Source organism: Enterococcus sp. AZ063 (genome assembly GCF_051715045.1).
GTDB lineage: Bacteria > Bacillota > Bacilli > Lactobacillales > Enterococcaceae > Enterococcus_D > Enterococcus_D casseliflavus.
Window position 1 is genome coordinate 3,541,986 of the sequence record NZ_JBIOTA010000001.1, and the last position, 17,376, is coordinate 3,559,361.

General features: G+C 41.1%; 15 protein-coding genes. 4 read left to right on the plus strand and 11 right to left on the minus strand.

Going from position 1 to position 17,376, the window contains the following annotated elements:
• Positions 1–5: 5 nt before the first annotated feature.
• The 6 genes from IGK61_RS16715 to IGK61_RS16740 form a co-directional block, all read right to left on the minus strand.
• Positions 6–1,874 carry a beta-glucoside-specific PTS transporter subunit IIABC gene (locus IGK61_RS16715; protein ID WP_005230589.1) on the minus strand — a complete coding sequence of 623 codons (1,869 nt, stop codon included), beginning with the start codon at positions 1,872–1,874 and terminating at the stop codon, positions 6–8.
• Between the two features lie 5 nt (positions 1,875–1,879).
• Positions 1,880–2,722 (minus strand): PRD domain-containing protein, encoded by an 843-nt coding sequence (locus IGK61_RS16720; RefSeq protein ID WP_005230588.1) that lies wholly within the window; start codon positions 2,720–2,722, stop codon positions 1,880–1,882.
• 306 nt (positions 2,723–3,028) lie between these two features.
• Positions 3,029–3,289, minus strand: coding sequence for a metal-sensitive transcriptional regulator (locus IGK61_RS16725; RefSeq protein ID WP_005230585.1), 261 nt, complete (start codon positions 3,287–3,289; stop codon positions 3,029–3,031).
• Positions 3,286–3,585, minus strand: coding sequence for a rhodanese-like domain-containing protein (locus tag IGK61_RS16730; protein ID WP_074536460.1), 300 nt, complete (start codon positions 3,583–3,585; stop codon positions 3,286–3,288). Before IGK61_RS16730 ends, IGK61_RS16725 begins: the two co-directional genes overlap by 4 nt.
• A complete protein-coding gene (locus IGK61_RS16735) occupies positions 3,578–5,236 on the minus strand; it encodes an FAD-dependent oxidoreductase (protein ID WP_074536459.1) in 1,659 nt (552 codons plus the stop codon). The genes IGK61_RS16730 and IGK61_RS16735 overlap by 8 nt, the downstream gene beginning before the upstream one ends.
• Positions 5,237–5,238: 2 nt before the next feature.
• The gene (locus IGK61_RS16740; RefSeq protein ID WP_010748940.1) at positions 5,239–5,553 is read right to left on the minus strand and encodes a rhodanese-like domain-containing protein; all 315 of its coding nucleotides are present in this window, start codon (positions 5,551–5,553) and stop codon (positions 5,239–5,241) included.
• Positions 5,554–5,978: 425 nt separating this feature from the next.
• Here IGK61_RS16740 and IGK61_RS16745 point away from each other — a divergent pair, with 425 nt between their 5' ends.
• The 4 genes from IGK61_RS16745 to IGK61_RS16760 all read left to right on the plus strand — a co-directional run bounded on the left by IGK61_RS16745 (position 5,979) and on the right by IGK61_RS16760 (position 9,569).
• Positions 5,979–6,452 (plus strand): DUF3955 domain-containing protein, encoded by a 474-nt coding sequence (locus IGK61_RS16745; protein WP_074536458.1) that lies wholly within the window; start codon positions 5,979–5,981, stop codon positions 6,450–6,452.
• A gap of 362 nt (positions 6,453–6,814) precedes the next feature.
• A complete protein-coding gene (locus IGK61_RS16750; RefSeq protein WP_010748938.1) occupies positions 6,815–7,180 on the plus strand; it encodes a DUF2512 family protein in 366 nt (121 codons plus the stop codon).
• A 243-nt stretch (positions 7,181–7,423) separates the two neighbouring features.
• Positions 7,424–8,845 (plus strand): cryptochrome/photolyase family protein, encoded by a 1,422-nt coding sequence (locus IGK61_RS16755; RefSeq protein WP_074536457.1) that lies wholly within the window; start codon positions 7,424–7,426, stop codon positions 8,843–8,845.
• A gap of 418 nt (positions 8,846–9,263) precedes the next feature.
• Positions 9,264–9,569, plus strand: a complete 306-nt coding sequence (locus IGK61_RS16760; protein ID WP_254777465.1) for a DUF1093 domain-containing protein — start codon at positions 9,264–9,266, stop codon at positions 9,567–9,569.
• A gap of 382 nt (positions 9,570–9,951) precedes the next feature.
• Here the strand turns inward: IGK61_RS16760 and IGK61_RS16765 are convergent, their stop codons facing one another.
• The 5 genes from IGK61_RS16765 to IGK61_RS16785 all read right to left on the minus strand — a co-directional run bounded on the left by IGK61_RS16765 (position 9,952) and on the right by IGK61_RS16785 (position 17,085).
• Positions 9,952–11,400 carry a helix-turn-helix domain-containing protein gene (locus IGK61_RS16765; RefSeq protein WP_010748935.1) on the minus strand — a complete coding sequence of 483 codons (1,449 nt, stop codon included), beginning with the start codon at positions 11,398–11,400 and terminating at the stop codon, positions 9,952–9,954.
• Between the two features lie 537 nt (positions 11,401–11,937).
• Positions 11,938–13,332, minus strand: a complete 1,395-nt coding sequence (locus IGK61_RS16770; protein ID WP_074536455.1) for a glutamate decarboxylase — start codon at positions 13,330–13,332, stop codon at positions 11,938–11,940.
• A 29-nt stretch (positions 13,333–13,361) separates the two neighbouring features.
• Positions 13,362–14,771, minus strand: a complete 1,410-nt coding sequence (locus tag IGK61_RS16775) for an amino acid permease (RefSeq protein WP_010748933.1) — start codon at positions 14,769–14,771, stop codon at positions 13,362–13,364.
• 26 nt (positions 14,772–14,797) lie between these two features.
• Complete coding sequence (locus tag IGK61_RS16780) at positions 14,798–15,439, minus strand: hypothetical protein (RefSeq protein WP_010748932.1); 642 nt, start codon at positions 15,437–15,439, stop codon at positions 14,798–14,800.
• Positions 15,440–16,632: 1,193 nt separating this feature from the next.
• Positions 16,633–17,085 (minus strand): GNAT family N-acetyltransferase, encoded by a 453-nt coding sequence (locus IGK61_RS16785; protein ID WP_438844967.1) that lies wholly within the window; start codon positions 17,083–17,085, stop codon positions 16,633–16,635.
• Positions 17,086–17,376 lie beyond the last annotated feature (291 nt).

Consider the following 17,376-nt stretch of genomic DNA (forward strand, 5'->3'; position numbering starts at 1 on the left):
TTCTTCTAAATAATTGTTACTAATTTATTCGAGTAATCAATCAATTCATCGTGCTCAAAAAATACCGGTTCATTCTGATTGTTCATAAAAATCAAAACAGAAGTTGGATCGTAGCCTTTAGACTTGATAAAATCAATATCAACACGGGCTAGCAACTCACCCGCCTTTACTCGCTGACCTTCCTCAATAAAAAGTTCAAATCCTTCTCCATCCAGTTTCACTGTATCTAATCCAATATGCAGTAACATTTCTAATCCATTATCATGTCGCAACCCGATGGCATGTTTTGTTGGAAAGACAGTCGTTATCGTGCCTTCAATCGGTGAATGGAATTCTCCTGACGCAGGATCGATCGCTAGCCCTGGTCCCATTTGTTCGGTAGCAAAAACCTCGTCAGCTACTTCACTCAGCGGCAAAACGCTGCCACGGACGAAGCCTTGAATCAATGCTTCTTCAGCCGCTGTCCGTTTTTCTGAAGCAATCGGTGAAGGATTCTCCAACGTTTTCATATCTTCTTCAATACTCTCTTCAAAACCAAAAATGACTGTCAAAACAAACGATATCGAAAAAGCTAACGCCAATGTTATGGCTGCTTTTACAATATTAGAGGCATCCTCTCCGAAAAATACCGGCAAGGTCAAAAGCCCCGGCGATCCGAATGAATAGCGGACTAGTCCGCTGATCCCCGCATAAAAACCAGCAATTCCACCTGAAATCATCACATAAATCAGTGGTTTTTTCAGTTTCAAGTTAACCCCGTACAGTGCAGGTTCCGTGATACCAGAAAGCGCCGTGATACCGCTGGAAAAAGCAATTTGTTTCATCTGTTTATCTTTGGTTTTAACAAATACCCCAAAGGCGGCCCCCGCTTGCGAAATGTTGCTTGCTAACATACCTGGTCCTTGGACGATCTCAAAGCCTACGGTTGAAAAGGAGACTTGCGCAATCGGAGTCAAAGCCGTATGCATACCAACCATTACTAATAAAGGCGTGAAGATGCCCATCAGTGTCGGCACGAGCCATGGAACAGTCACTCGCAGATAATCCACAACAAAGAACAATCCATCTCCAAAAATCGCGCCGATAGGTCCTAAGATCATCAGTGCTAGCGGGGCCATGATGATCACGATGAAAAGCGGTTTCAACATGGTTTTTAGTACACTCGGAATGATCTTTTCAGATAAACGATCAACATAACTCATAACCCAGACGATCAAGATGATTGGGATAACCGTTCCTGAATAAGCGGCTTCACGTATCGGAAGCCCAAATAGCTGCATAGAAACATCCGAGGCAACCAGACTCTGAAATGTTGGATGTAGTAAGACGCCTGTGATCCCCAATGCTAAATAAAGATTGGTTTTGAATTGTCTTGCCGCACTAGCCGCAATTAAAAAAGGCAAAAAGTAAAAGGCGGCGTCTCCAATCATATTGATGATTTGATAATTTAAACTTTCTCTACTCAATCCCAAAAGGACCAGTAAAGCTAAAACCGCCCGAATTAAACCAAATCCGATCAATGCTGTAATGATTGGCGCCATTACACCAACAATGTTTTCGACGATTCGTTTCACAAGTCCGTTTTTAGGTGTATCTACAGCTTCAGCACTGTTTTTTTCCGTGATTTTATACTGATTGATTACAGTCGAATAGTAATTTCCTACTTCTCCACCAATCACAAATTGTACTTCATCTCCGGTCAATTTGGTCCCTAGTACTCCTGGAATTTCCTTCGCCTGTGCTTGATTGAATTGCGTGGTATCTTTTAACTGGAAGCGAAGGCGAGTTGCACAATGATAGACCGCGTTAATATTTTTCTCTCCACCGATCGATTGAATGATTTTGTCTACTGATTCTTTCTTTTTATCAACCATTTGGTTCACTCCTCGTTTTGTGATAGTAATAGTCTATTAATATGAATAGCTAAATATGCAATTTCTTCTTCAGTGATTGGTTTCTCATAGATTTCTTCTAAAGTCCGTTTTATTCGCTGACTATAGGCCATCGGTTCTTGATACAGCGTAGAGACTGTCTTTATTAAAACTGCATCATTGTTTAACATCGTGTTCGTTAAATAGCGTTCTGCAAAAAATTTGGCATGTGTAACCAGACGCTCATAGTGCAGACTGTGGCTATCCAATTTTTTCTTCACCAACATTTGTACAGACTTTAAAATATTTGTCACGATTTTTGTGATTTGGATAGCATTAGCATGAATTGCTGAGCGACTATTACCGTTAATGATATGGAAAGTAATGTTCGCTGCTTCTTGTTCGTTCAAAGAAATACCAAGTGCTTTTTCAATAATGGCAACACCTTTTTGAGCAGCCTGAAATTCTTCAGGATAAAATCGTTTGAACTCCCAATACATTGAAGAAGTCATAATGACATTGTCTCTGATCCTCTCGACAGTAAAATAAATATGATCAGTCAGTGAAAAGAGTGTATTAGCAGATAACTCCGTATCTAGATATTTCTCCGCTTCTTGAATGACTTCATACGCTAGCTCGATATACTTTACAGGTACATTGTTCATAAACGTAATCAAGGACTCCATTCGATTATCTTCAATCGGAAGATAGAATTTAGAGATTTTCTCTTCCGAAATCAATTGACCTTTCTTTTGCCGATAACCGATACCCTTGCCAAAAGCAATAACATCTTTGTTGTCTTTCTCAACAATAATAACGTTTACATTCAAAACCTTCTTAATCAAATACATGTATTCTTCTCCTTCCTCCTTTCTAAGCGTAAAAAAAGGCATAATAAAATCAAATCTGCGAATCCTCGCAAAATTGATTTTATTATGCCTTGCCTGCCGTACAGTCACATACACATAAAAAAAATCATTATTTATTTCTTAAATTAATCATAGCATCCAAAAAAAGAAAACGCAATCATTTTTTTAATGTACAAAAAACCGCAAAATAGGTATTTCCCTTCTTTTGCGGTCAGCTTCGAATCTTCAAACTGGTTGACAATAAACTCTTTCAAATGAAAAAACGCGACAAACCTTTCAAAAATCCCGTTATTTCTTCACGATCAGCTGAACGGCTTGATCGATTTTCTGCTTTTGGGTTTCCGTGTCGCTGTCTGGATTTTCCAAACAATTTTTCAAATTTTCAGCGACAATGATCCCCATAATACGGTTGACGCTGGAACTGACAGCGGACAATTGCGTAATGACATCGACGCATTCTTTCTCGTCTTCGATCATTTTTTGAATCCCCCGCAACTGGCCTTCGGTTCGTTTTAACCGATTCAAAATATCTTTGTTGCATGCGGTCATCGTTTGATTTCTCCTCTCCATGCTGACATGCCGCCGAGGACATTGGTCACTTGAAACCCTTGCTGGCTCAAAAACTCAGATGCCATTTGCGAACGAGCCCCTGAATGACAGATGACATAGTAGTTTTTATCCTTCTCTAAGTCGCTGATTTGTTCTGTCAGCTCGCTCAACGGTAAGTTTTGTGCTGTTTTGATGTGTCCTTGTGCAAACTCATCGACTTCTCTGACATCAAGGATCTCAAGCGCCTCACGTTTTTCTTTTTGGGCAAATTCCTCCATAGATATTGCTTTAATCATGAATAATCATCTCCGGCTTAATAGTATTATACAACGAAAAGGCACCATCGAGGTTTTGACAATTGATGCCCGCTTGTTTTAAGATGCGTTCGGCAATGTAGCTTCTCAATCCGCTATGACACGTAACGACATACGAAACGCTTGGATCCAATTCAGACAACCGATCTCTCAATTCATCCAACGGAATGTGGAGTGCCTGTTGAAAACGCCCATTATTGGTTAATTCCATCTCTGAACGAACATCCAACAACTGCTTACCGTTTTCTAAGGCATCCGTCAATTCGTGCCACTGAATATTCTCACTGATTCCTTCCGCCAGATTGATCGCTGCATAGCCAATCATATTCACTGGATCTTTGGCTGAGCCAAAAGGCGGTGCATAGGTGAATTCCAGTTCAGGCAAGTCAAAGATCGTTAAGCCGCCTTTGATCGCCGTTGCCAAAATATCGATCCGTTTATCGCCCCCTTTGGCACCGATGCCTTGCGCACCGTAGATTTTTCCAGTATCCGCATCAAAAATCAGCTTCAAATAAATATCCGTCGCATCAGGATAATACCCAGCATGGTCTTTGCCTGAAAGATGAACCACCTGGGGATTTAGCCCCGCCAGTTTGGCGCTGCGCTCACTTAACCCTGTGGACGCTGCCGCAAGATCGAATACGCGCACGATCGCCGTCCCAATACTGCCTTTGTTTTTGCGAGTCAGTCCACCCAATACATCAGCAACTTGCCGACCTTGGCGATTGGCTGGTGACGCCAAGGAGATCAGCGTGTCTTCGTTGGTGATTTGTTGTTTCACAACGATGGCATCACCCACCGCGTAAATATCTTTCTTACTGGTTTGGTATTGGCCATCTACCAATATACCCCCCCGGTGTCCCAGTTCAATACCGGCACGTTTCGCCAAATCCGTTTCTGGTTGGACACCCACCGAAAGAATCGTGATATCTGAAGCCAGGACCGTGCCATCTTCCAGAACGATTTCTTGCCCTGCTTTTTCAAAAGCAGTCGCTGACTGCGAGGTCAAAACATTGACCCCTTGCTTGATCAATTCATTTTTGATATACGCCGCCATTTCTTCATCCAAAGGTGGCAATACGTGGGGTGCTTTTTCCACAATCGTTACTTCTAGGCCCTTTTTATGTAAATTTTCAGCGACTTCTAAACCAATAAACCCAGCGCCAATGATCGTCGCTTTTTGAGGCTTTTTGTCTTCAAGATGCGCCATGATTTGGTCCAAGTCAGGAACATTGCGCAAAGAAAAGGCGTTGGTTGCTTCTTCTAGCCCTTTGATTGCCGGTACTAGCGGTTTTGCCCCCGGCGATAAAATCAACGCATCATAAGATTCTGTGAAGACGTGTTCACCATGTTTGACCGTCACCGTTTTCTCCTCTGGCTCGATCGCCAGTACCTCATGAAAAGGTCGCACATCTAAGTTGAACCGTTTCTTTAATGCTTCAGGTGTTTGGACCAATAGGGCGTCCCGCTCTTCGATCTCACCAGAAATAGCATACGGCAGCCCACAATTCGCAAAAGAGACAAAAGGACCTTTTTCAAAAACAATGATCTCCGCTGCTTCTTTAAGCCGACGTAAGCGCGTGGCTGCCGACATTCCCCCTGCTACCCCACCGACAATAACTATTTTTTCCATCCTTACTTTCCTCCTTTGGTTGTTCCGCGCCATTGATTCATGCCGCCACGAACGTTGACCACATCAAAACCTTTTTTACTTAGGATTTTGGCTGCTTGTTTGCTTCGCATCCCCGATTGGCAAATGACTGCCAGTTTCTTGTCGCCTTTTTGAGTAAATCCAGCAACCTTATTTAACGGTACATTTTTCGCATAGGCAATGTGCCCGCTGCGGTACTCCGCCGGCGTGCGTACATCCAGAACCGTCCATTCTTTGGCTCCTTCTTTTTGTAAATCTGCTGTTGACATACTTGGTATGCGCTTAAATAGTGAAAACATTTCTTGCTCCTTTCGTATACCCCTTGGGGTATATTAAACAAGATGTTTCCCTTTTTGTCAACTAAGTGATTTTCTTTAAGAAAAGAAACTTGCTGTTGCGCTACCCCCCACTCGATACTCTCGACAGCTGTTAGACATCTACCAATCAAGTAGCGAAAGACCCGTATCACACATTTCCCTCCCCTCGATCACAATGCTATAATAAAAGAAAAGATACATTGTAAAAATAACACGTATCAAATCGTTTACTTAGCAGCTGATCGCTTCGATTGTTAAAGAAGATTGGCTCCCGCCCTAAACAATAGCGGACAATAAAGCGACGCAAGCACCACTTTCCCTTGATTTATCAAGCAGCAAGCCCTGCTTTCTTGGAATCAGCGTGGGTTTCGACTATGCTTATGTCACATCAGCGAAAGGAAGAAAAGATGGAATTTGGCGAAAAAATCAAAGAAGTACGTACGAGAAATAACTTGACCCAAGAACAATTTGCCACTCAACTACACGTGACAAGACAAGCCGTTTCGAACTGGGAAAACAATCGCAATCTACCAGATTTAGAAATGCTGATTGCCATCGCCACGATTTTTGAACTCTCGCTTGATGAATTGATTTTAGGAGGAACTCAAGTGAACAAGATCACTGAAAAACTAATCAAAGACGGCAGCGAGACCCGACGCGCCAAACTCAATTTGATCACGACCTTGATCGGAACATTTTTACTACTTTTCGGCTTTGCCTGCTTCTTCATCAAAGCTAGCTCCGTGGAATACATCGATCAATCCGGCATTTTACATGAAAATTTCTATCTAATCCCCGTAGGATTTTTGTTCCTATTGGCTAGTTTCGTAGTATTTGCAGGAACCGGGCTCAATTATTTTCGAGCTGTTAGGAGAAAATAAATAAGAAGAAGGCATAAAGCGACCCTCGAAAAACAGATCAAAACCTGACTTTTGCGGGTCGCTTCATTTAAATTGCCTTGTTAAATTGTTTGATTCCAATAAATACTGTACCGATACTTTATCTCCTTACAAAATCCCCTCTATTCTTCTTTCGTTTCACAAATTAATCCCACTGATCATTCCTTAAAGTGTTTAAACTATTTACGACTATTCGTCAAGCAATTATGCTTAAAATAGTATAAAAAACCATTCCAATCATTTTTTTTGACACAAAAAATGTCAGATGATAGCCTTGAAATAGAAGGTTATCACTAAGATGACCTTCTTGCTTTTGGAATAAATAATAAAAAGGAGTGTATGAAATGAAACATCTAAAAGCGTTGGTTGTTAAAGCACTAATGATTTGGGCGATTTTGTGGATTGTGTTGTCAGGGATTTACGATGTCAGTTTTATGGACTCGACGATCGTCGGTGTGATCATTGTGGTGATGATCTATGTGCTAGGCGACTTGGTCATTTTGCGCAAGATCGGTAACATTGCGGCAACGATCGCAGATGCCGGCGCAGCAGCCCTTATCCTATGGCTGTATCTGACTTATATGGACTATACAAATGACATCTGGATGTTAGTATTGATCCCAGCAGTATTGATCGGTGTGGCAGAATGGTTCTTCCACATCTGGTTGTTAAAAGCAGACATCGTGCCAGATGAACGGAAAATGAAATAATTTTGTTGATTGCTAGAATCGAACGCAGACTCTTGTTCTGTGTTCGATTTTTTTTGTTTACAAGATCGGCTATTGAAAAGCGACACATCTCCTTGTTCCATACACTTTCTATAAACACGGACGATTGCCAAGATTTCTGGTTAGCTGACGCAATCGCCAAATTTGAATAAATCCCATCTTTCCATTACTATAAACGAAATCCGATCGTTTTTTTTGCACGGTTGTACTATCAAGGAGGTTTGTATGGCAATTCATGTGATGTGGTTTAGAAAGGATCTGCGCTTAGAGGACAACACGGCACTTACTGAGGCGCTTGCGTCTCTTCAAGCAAACGACCAATTGTTGTGTGTGTTTCATCTCAATGACAAGCAGTTTCTCCCCGATGCACCAAGCCATGATTACTTTTTTAGCGCGGTTGCTCACTTTATCGAGGCTGCCAAAAAGCAAAATCTGACGATCCACCTCTTAACGGGAACGTTGACAGAAGCCTTTGATCAGTTGTTCGCTTGCTATCCAGAATGGAGCCAGCTTTACTTCAACTTTGATAACCGTGGATATGGTCGTAAACGCGACCTCTACATAAAAGAATTGGTCGAGAAAAAAGGCGTCACTGTCCATTCCTTTGAAGAACATCATCTGCACCAACCAACGGAAGTCACCAAAGAGGATGGGACATACTACAAAAAATTTACGCCCTATTATAAGAAATGGATCCAGTTGCCCAAACCGGTGTATCAAAAGCAGGCTCTCGATTTTGAAAAAGCCGTTCATTTTGATGATGCCCCTCACTTCAAAGCAGGGACAGCGCTGCTTGCTGAGCTAATAAAAAATAGAAAGACCGATTTTTCAACGATCGTTGGGGAAGACTATGCGCATAAGCAATTGCAGGCATTTGTGCAAAAGCGTTTGGCCGCCTATGAAAAAGACCGTGATATCCCTTCGATCAAAGGAACGAGCCGCCTGTCTCCTTTCTTGTCTTTTGGACAAATCTCTATTCGGAAGGTTTGGGCCGCTTGCCAAGGAATGCCATCAAGCACTGGCAAAGCGACCTTTTTAAAAGAACTGGCTTGGCGAGATTTTTATCATATGATCTACTTCAGCCATCCTGAACAAAAAAACTATGAACTCATTGAGAAATATCGAAACATGGATTGGCGAAAGAATGAAGAGGAGCTAACCAAATGGCAAGCAGGGCAAACCGGCTATCCGATCATTGATGCCGCGATGCGGCAGCTGAATCAGACCGGTTGGATGCATAACCGTCTACGGATGATCGTCGCTTCCTTTCTAACCAAAGATTTACTGATCGATTGGCGACAAGGAGAAGCCTATTTTGCTCGACAATTGATCGACTACGACGCTGCCAGCAATATCGGTGGCTGGCAGTGGGCAGCTTCGACTGGCACCGATGCGGTTCCTTACTTTCGAATTTTCAACCCCATTACACAAGGGAAAAAATTCGACAAGGATGGGACGTTTATCAAACAATTTGTTCCCGAACTCGCCCAGTTGCCGCTAAAATTCATCCATGAACCCTACTTGATGACTGACGAAGAACAAGCCGACCTAAAGGTAGTTTTAGGCACCGACTATCCGTTGCCTGTAGTTGACCACAACGAAGCCAGAAAAAGAGCCCTCGATTTGTATAGTAAAATCGAACCATAAAAAGCTGCCATGGACTGCTCTCAAGCATTTTCTGCAAAAAAACCAGCAAAGACGGTCTCTTACGGAGCGTCTTTGCTGGTTTTTTATGAAACTGGTGCGCCCTCTTTCGCCTTTCTATAGTGAAAAAACAAACGGCACGTCTCATCAAGCTGTCTGCTGCTGGGCATACATAAAAGAAGCATTTTCATGATCTGTTTTTTAATTAAGGTCTTATCGTCTGCTTCCCCTCTTATTTCTAGTCGCTCTAAGCACCAATCCCCTGACGATTCATAGACAGAACCCTTTACTAGCGGCGTTCCCTGCTTTTTCACGACTGGCTAGCAATGTTTCTCCTTGCAAAACTGTTCGTCTGATGAAAGGTCATCTATAGAACCATTCTGTTATAATAGCTCCATATTTGAGGATAAGGATGGTTTATATGAAAAAAATAATCGGATTCATCTTAGTCGTACTTTTAGGGTTTGTTGGATACAAAGGATATGAATATTATCAATCCACCTACTCAGGACAAACAGCTTACGCGTATGTCCCGTCTGAGATTCCGCCTAAAGTCCAACACGAAAGTAAGAGCGGCATCGGTGACCAGTCTCCTTGGTATTCTTACGATTACACATTAAACTTTGTAAAAGAAGATGGCAGTACCCAAACCCTTGAGGTTTCATTATCAGAAGATAACGCAAAAACCCTTAACACCAAATTCTTATGTAAAAGCGGTGATCAGTGAAAAGCGTACAATAAAAGGCCCGAATGGCGTTGAAAAAGACGAAATTCCCAAAAAGGTTCTAAAGAAATTAGAAAATCAGAACTAATGATTGCAGACTCACATCTCTATGTGGGTCTTTTTTTACATCCTCCCAAAATCAGCATTTTGAATCCCTTGTATTTATTTTCACGCTTGATGTCTTCTGCTCTGTTGCGATACGTTATACAAGGATACTGGGCACATTTATCTAGCAGAAAGCTGCTTGACTGATCCCTATTCTTATTCCGTCATCAATGATAAGAGCAATTCAAGCTCCTTTTCCTTCTCATCCTTCGCAGATAATTGAAAAAGCAGCGAATCACCTATCCGTTGACTCACTGCTTTTTAACTAACAAGTAATGGCTCACACCACAAAAGAATGGTACTTAGAGTAAGCAATTTGATCGACGATCGCAGAAACCTGATTGACATCTAAATCGGCACCGATGGCAGTCACTTGATAAAATTGACCATAATTGTTGCCAAGTTGAGGGACACGGGCGTTTGAAATCAGCAAATCGTATTCTTCCTCATTGTTGTAAGGAGAAATAGTTACATTTTGTTTCCCTTTTAGTTCATTTTTTAACAAGTAAATGGAAGCATCTGCCAAAAGACTGGAGCCCATATTTAAGACCCCGATCCGTACTCGATATTCCTCTTTCGGTGATAACAGATAGATTAAAAAGACCAGACGTTTCTTGAGGTAGTTGAGTTTCGTGGGCGTAAACAAGTTGGTTGGTGCAATAATGTGTTGCAGGATGTCTGTAATCACTTGATCTCGCAAGGAATTGTGAAATAGCTTGTGGTAATAATTCAAGGTGACTCTGTCAATGGAGTAATTTACCCCATGAAAGTAATAGACTTGTGCGATCAAGGAGAAGACACTGGCTTTAATATCGATCGTCGTATGCGAGGCTTCAAGACAATAAATGGACTGGATCGCTGCCATGACTTCATCGGTAATCTCAAAAACAGGATTTTTATTGGTATACAGCCCTAAGCGAAGCTCCTCGTAAGGAATTCCTCCTACCGTAACGAGAAAAAGACAGATAAAGAAGGGGACGATCTTGGCTTCGTCTACTGAACAGATGCTTTTTTTCGACACATAGGCCTGTCGAATAAAGCGACAAATCGGCATCTCTTGGCAGCGATTGATTTTGATTTGTTCCTCCGGACTTAAGCTTCCCAAGGTTGTGTGAGGCGTGACTTTTTTCATGATCACAAATAGCCAGATCTTCAACTGCTTTTGTTGCGCAATCGAGAGGGTTATTTTTTTCGCTAGCTCCGCCACCAGGTCATCGATCAAAACAGAATCGATCGCTGTTTCCCCCATTTTTAAAAAATTATAGTAAAAATAAATGCGTTGCGTCATCGTTCCCGCTAGCTTTTTGTTCTTTATCTTTAATTCAAAATGCTGCAGCAGCTGATTGCACTCTGCAATCACACGATTCAGTGTCCCCACGCTTATTTTTAATTCATCAGCTAATACGAAAGCATCATAGCCTGCATGTTGAAACAAATAATGGATAATTTGATATTTTACAGATTTTTTCAATAACGTGTCGGTCAAATCATCCAATGAGACGCTGTCGTTTACTTGCAAATCAAGGGTATAACGGTTGATTGCAAAAGAGACCTTCTCATTTTTTAGTTGTTGCTGAAGATTTTCTGATAGTTTCGTCAAGGTTGGCATCGTAATCTCTAATTCCCGACACGCATCACTTTTTTTGATATGACCCGTCGATAAATACAAGAATTTGAGCAAGATATACTCCAATTTCAAGTCTTTATCCAGTAAGTCTTCTTTATACATGACTGTTTTTCCTCCTGTGTAAATCCTTATTCTTTTCGAATAGTTACAACCAATTTACAGAAAAAGATAGCAGTACATTTCCTATGAAACAAACAAATGTAGTAAAAACATGCCCTTTCTACACATACTTTTCCTTCACTTACTCCCCAAATAAACCAAAACGAACGAACAAAAATGCGCCCTGCCAGACGAACTTTCCTCAGAGTTTCCTCGCGACAATGTTCTCGGATTTTCTTTTTGTTTATGTAAAACGTTCTTCTCTAAAAAAATATATTTAGACCATAATAATTAATACTATCACAAGCTAGAAATGTCAATAAATGAAATTATCAAGCGCCATTTTTTTACTTTCTCTTAAAAAATGACACTATCAAGTACTTACCCGTTCTTATAAGCAAAAAAATCAAAGGCAGTCGATGCAACCGCCTTTGATTTTTCTATAAACCATTGTTCATTCAGTCTTGCAAAAAACGTTTCATAAAGGGTCTTTTTATTCATTGAAAAAAGCAATGAACGGGTTTCTAGCGATACCGTTTCTTAATGTGAAAAGCCATAGGTTTGGTCAGATGAAACATGACGGCTTGGTCGCTTGTTCAAGCGCTCGATTCCTTCTTTCATGTCTTGCACCAGATCCATTGCCATTTGCATACTTAAATCTGCCCGGCAGACAAAACGTTGGATATTGATATGTGATAGATTATCAGGTAATGGATAGGTAGGGACTTGCCAGCCTTTCATGGCAAATTCATCCGTCAAATCATACAGATTCCAAGAAATATCGGCATCTTCTTTTAATTTGTAGCAGACGATCGGCAACCGTGACCCATCATTATAAATATCGAAGTATCCCATGTCTTCAATCTCTTTTGCCAAATATTGGGCAACATCACTCGTCTTTTTGTGGATCAAGCGGTAGCCTTCAAACCCATTGCGGATAAAGGTGTAATATTGTCCGATGATTTGGCTGGCGCTTCTTGAAAAGTTGATGGCCATCGTTGGCATTTCACCGCCAAGATAACTTACTTTGAAGACCAACTCTTCTGGTAGGAAATCTTTTTCTTTCCAAAGCACCCAACCGATACCAGGATAGACTAATCCATATTTATGTCCAGATGTACTGATGGAACGAACGTTTTTCAAACGGAAATCCCATTCAAGTTCTGGTTCCATAAATGGTGTGTACAATCCACCACTAGCCGCATCCACATGGATGTAGACTTTGTAGTCGGTGTGTTTGTTGTATTCCTCTAATTTCTTATCTAGTGCTTTGATGTCATCGTATCGTCCAGTGTAAGTGATCCCCAAGATGCCGACGACCCCGATCGTATATTCATCTAAATAGTCCGTGACCTTTTCGACATTGATGCTGCCATGTTCTTCATCGATAGGGATCGTTCGCATTTCAATGTCCCAGTAGACACAGAATTTTTCCCAAACAACTTGATAGGCAGAAGAAATCACTAAGTTTGGTTTTTGTTTATTGATATCTAAGCCAAGTTTTTTTGCCCGATTGCGCCAAGCAAATTTTAAGGCCAATCCACCTAGCATACACGCTTCACTTGAGCCTACCGTTGATGTACCGATAAAATCAGACGCTTCTGGTGCATGCCATAAATCAGCGATCATGTTAACACAGCGGTTCTCAATTTCGGCTGTCCGTGGGTACTCGGTTTTATCAATGGCGTTTTTATCAAGGGTTTCACTCATAATTTTGACTGCTTCTGGTTCCATGTAGGTTTGACAAAACGTCGCCAAGTTTTGTCTTGAGACCCCTTCATCGATCAATTGATCTTTGACTAATTCGTAGGCATCCCGCGGTACCAAAGACTCTTTTGGCAATTTGTACATAGGGATCGCCCGATCCATTGCCTCATTCCCATAGATAGGTTCCAAATATTGGGCTTCTTTTCGATTTTTTTTACTAAATAACATGCAGCTCTCCTCCTCATAGGTTGTGCTTTTTATTTTTTATCGCTTGCTTTTTCACCTACGTATTTATAGATGACAAACGGTATCACGACAATTATCAGCCAGCTGATGATCAAGATGGCCAAATAGGTTCCGCCTTTTCCCGATCCAATATCGCTCGGTGGAAAGAAGGAAATAAAGAAAGAAAAAATAGAAACAAGCAAACCAACCATCGCAACACCAATTTTCACATTTTTCCCACCAGGAATATGATAGGTTCTTGTTAAGTCGTCTTTTTCTTTGACTAACTTAATATACGAAAGAAACAAGAGGACATAAGCAACCAGATAGATGCAGACCGTCAAAGCCATCGCAACGAAGAAGGATAGATTGGCGCCCCCGCCACCTAATGTCAAGACAACCGCCCAAATAGAAACAATGATGCCTTGCACCAAAACGATGTTGATTGGAACATTGTGTTGATTGACTTTTGCCATTTGTTTTGGCAGCAAGCCATTTTCAGCTGCTTCAAGCATCGCCGTCGATGGGCCGACTACCCAAGCGGCAATTTCTGCAATGACACCTAAACAGATGACTACGGCAATCAAACGAACCAGCCATTCCCCGCCGCCAAAATGATGGATCAAATAAGAATAGGCTTGGATCACACCAGTATCAAGAGACAATTGATTTTGGGGAATCGTAGCAGCCACCGTTGCCCCGCCGAGCGTATCCAAAAGTATCGTCGCTACGACTAAAATCAAAATGGCTTTCGGGTAATTCTTCCCAGGATTATCCATGTCTTTTACGTGACTGGCAGAAGATTCAACCCCTGCATAGGCCAAAATAAAGGAAACAAAAACGACCAGCGTATTGATTTTCGTAAAATCAGGAATCCAAGCGCCTGAGCCAAAGGAAACTTTGATGGGATTTCCTTGAGCAATGTAAACAATTCCTAGGATAAAAAGTATGATCCCAGTTGCGACGATCCCCACAAAGAACCCTACTTTGGCAATCTTCGCAGTATTTTTTGTTCCGCCAAATTGCGAGATCGTAATCAACCAAAAGATCACTAAAGTGGCAATCAGCTTCAGCCAAACATTGGTATTAAGAGCCGGCCAATTTAGGGCATAGGAAAGCGCCCCAACAATAAAGTAAATCATCGTAATAAAGCCTACCGTGATTTGGAACCATTGGAAGAAAATGGCAGCAAAGCCCCATTTTCTCCCTAATGTTTTCGAGACCCAGGTATAGAGTCCCCCTTTTTCCCATCCTTTTACAGTAGCCATCTCCGCAGAGCAAAGGGCTACAGGGATAAACCAGAGGAAACCGCCGACGAGTAGATAAAAAACTAGATTCATCTTCGATGTCGCAAAGGTTGGATACTCATATACCGTCATCACCATTGAAGCAGTTATCGCAAAAAAACTCAACAATGATAGTTTTTTCTTGCTAGTATCCATTTTTTTCAACCTCCTATCGTTAGATACTATTTTTCAGCAGCGGAAGATAGATCAATATGGTACGTATGTGTCAAATCTCCATCTGCCTTAAATTCGATTTCGACCGCTTTGATCGCTGGCAAACTTTGTTCTTGCGCCACTTTAAAATGAATAAAGCCATCTTTATGTTTGTCATGGGTCAAAATTTCATCATCTAAGTAGTCCACAAACACTTCCGCTTCAATTTTCTTGCCATCATTCAACACCAAATATGCTTTGTCAGGTTTGATTTTTTTGTCTTTCGAATCTTCATTAAACAATTGATATTTCAGTGAAAGCAATGTTTTGTATTCTTTGTCTTTGTGTTTGAACGCTTCTACATTCACAATTTTTACATGGTTCACTAAAAAGCGAATGTGATCCCAACCAGCATTTTCATAATTCGTTTCATACCAAACAACATCTTTGACTTTCGGATCGATTCCCTTAGTTACGATTTCTTCAAAATACCCGTCATCACTCAATTTTTCACTTCCCACGATCACCTCATCTGAAGAATCACTGATCAACGTTTCGGTTCCTGACCCAGAGACCACTTCCCCTGACTCTTCCACTGTTGAGCACGCACCTAGAGTGAACAAAACGCCTACACCTAAAACGAAACCTGCAACTAATGATGTTTTCTTCATTGTAAATCCTGTCCTTTCTTTTATTATTTTTATTCCATCTCAGGTATACCATTTATCTAAAAAAAGCGAATATCTAATTTTTTATTTTAAAAACAAAAAAACGCGAAAAATACTTCGCGTTTCGGTGCTATCATGAAGTGCAGATAAGAACAATGACCATTGAAAAGAAAGGACTGAGTTTTTTTGAGAGCGCTTGTGGTCGTCCTAACTGCCGTTTTGTTAAGTATCAGCCCTCTTTCAGCTGACTTTTATCTGGAAAGGACGGACAGACATACTTCTAACGCAACGATTTCTCGGATAGAAGTTGCCCAAAATGAGTGGGCACCTGCTGGATCACAAAGGTTTGTTGGAACGCTGATGTTTCCTGATGGAAAAGACAACCTGATGACAGCTGACGGGCATTTTCTGAGAAAGCCTTCCAAGCTTGCGACGAATAGACGAGGAGCAACAGCAGCTTGCAGGGTTCAAAAAACCCCAAAAACCGCACGGGGCAGCCAACTTACTCAGCGTTGCAGCGCTTCAGCCCTTACGACTTTGCGGTTAGAAAAAACGTGTCAGGCACGGGCAATCAACCGTCCTTAGTTCTCATCCGAGTATCTGGTGTCGTACACGACGCCTTCATCCACAGGGTTTTCGCAGTGATGGCACATAGGTAAGTCAAAAACAAATGATCCTCAAACGTTTGTCCTCACGTGTATCCTAGACAAATCTACTTCCCCATCCTGAACACAAAAAATAGCCACTACCTACTTTCCACTTACTTGTGCCATCCTCTGCTTGATAAAACGATCAACATTTTTTGATTGAAAACAAAAAATTGCCTATTCTGTTTTGATCATTTTTTAGTGATCGAGCATTGCTTAGCTAGCTAAGCCCCCCAAACCCCAAGCAGCCCCCGAAAAACAGTTTCGGAGGCTGCTTGGGGTGAGCTTTTCATTCAAATCGGAAAGTTTTTTGGAGGCATAGCAAATGAAGCTGGCTTGATTGAATAGTAGCCTTTCACATTACCAGCGTAATCTAAATGATGACGACCTATAAAATGATGAATGATAGACAGTCGTATATAACGACTGCTGAAAATAAAAAGCTTGTGACGCTTATCTTGTTTCTAAAATCGTCTTCAATCAACCTAATTTTAGGTCTTCTAGGCATACAGCCCAGCAATCCTCAAAAATAAAGAATGAAAAAAACAGCTACTTTTTATCAACTTTCTTCATATAAAGAATCGGATAAGCATTTCCTTGTTCGTCCAACTCGCTTCTTTTGTATACCTCAAATCCCATATGCTCATAAAATCCTTTCGCCTGAGGATTCTGTTCATTTACTCCCAGTTCATTTACAGCATAGTTTTCCATCCCGTAAGCCAAGAGTTTTTTCCCTAGTCCCTTACCTCTTTGTTCATTTGCTATAAAAAGCATTTCAAGATTTCGATCCGAGATCCCCATGAAACCAGCTGACTCTCCATGCTCACTTTCTACGACAATCAAATGCGGCACATGATGCAATGCCTCTGGAATGTATTGCTTAATGGCTTGGATTTCAGACTCTGACAAAAAGGTGTGCGTCGCCTTAACAGAACTCTCCCAAACTTCAATTAATTGTTGCTCTAACTTTTGATTCATACTACTTACTTCTTTTATATTCATGGATAGTCACACTCTCATCAGCTTATTTTCGTTTTTCATAACAAGAACCGATTGTTTCCTTGATCCAAGTTAAGAATTTTCATCATCATCATACCATGAGATGGATTTATTTAAAATCTATGGAAAAAAATGCCTTGCTCATATAGATAGCAAAACAATCATCTAGGTATGTATTTCTGAATTCCAAGAGAGTAGGATATGCTTTGAAACACACTAAAAAAGGAGCTTTCAATACTGATGATTGCTCAAATCATTCTGTTGAAATAAAAATGCTTGAAGCTTTTTCTTCCC